The organism is Mesorhizobium sp. M7A.F.Ca.CA.001.08.2.1 (assembly GCF_003998455.1).
Lineage (GTDB): Bacteria > Pseudomonadota > Alphaproteobacteria > Rhizobiales > Rhizobiaceae > Mesorhizobium > Mesorhizobium ciceri.
On record NZ_RZPW01001384.1, the window covers coordinates 1 to 630 of the forward strand.

Annotated in this window: 1 pseudogene; it reads left to right on the plus strand. The window is 66.2% G+C overall.

The window, feature by feature from the left end:
- Window positions 1-46 precede the first annotated feature (46 nt).
- Window positions 47-630: pseudogene (locus EN914_RS40235) on the plus strand (calcium-binding protein); the annotation flags it as partial.

Here is a 630-nt window from a genome sequence, read left to right on the forward strand (position 1 = left end):
GGAGCGGAATTGTCAGACATTTCGTGCCGGCCAGCGGAGAGGGACCATGACCGACAACCAGATTTCGAACGGCCAGATTTCGAGCGGTTCGTTTGTTCGGCGTCGCACAGCGCATTTCGCGGGGCAGTGGATCGCGGGGGCCGATCATGGTTCGCGCTCGGTTCGCCGCCGCCTGATGGCCGTGCTGCGCATGGCGCATCGTGCGCTTGGTATGGGGTGCAAGCGTCTGGGGCTGGGAACGCTGGGGGTCGGCGGCAGCGTGCGTTCGGCCTTGGCCTCCTCCGTCAGCCTGGCGAGCATCGTCGGCGGCCTGGCGGCGATCGCCGCGCTCAGCCTCGCCACGCCGGCCCAGGCACAATACTAGGCCGGCGGCGGGTCCGCGACAGGCGGCAACGCCGTCGCCATCGGTAACGGTGCCACGACGAATGGCAATAACGCCGTAGCGTTGGGCACCTCCAACAGTGCAACGGGCGACGCTTCGATCGCCATCGGCTATTCGATGAGTGTCAATGGCCTCAACGCCATCGGCATAGGTGTCTTTGCAAGCGCGACCGGCATTAACGCGCTCGCTGTGGGCGGAAACGCCCATGCTAACGCCGGCGGGGCAAGCGCCTTTGGCGTCAACAGCAC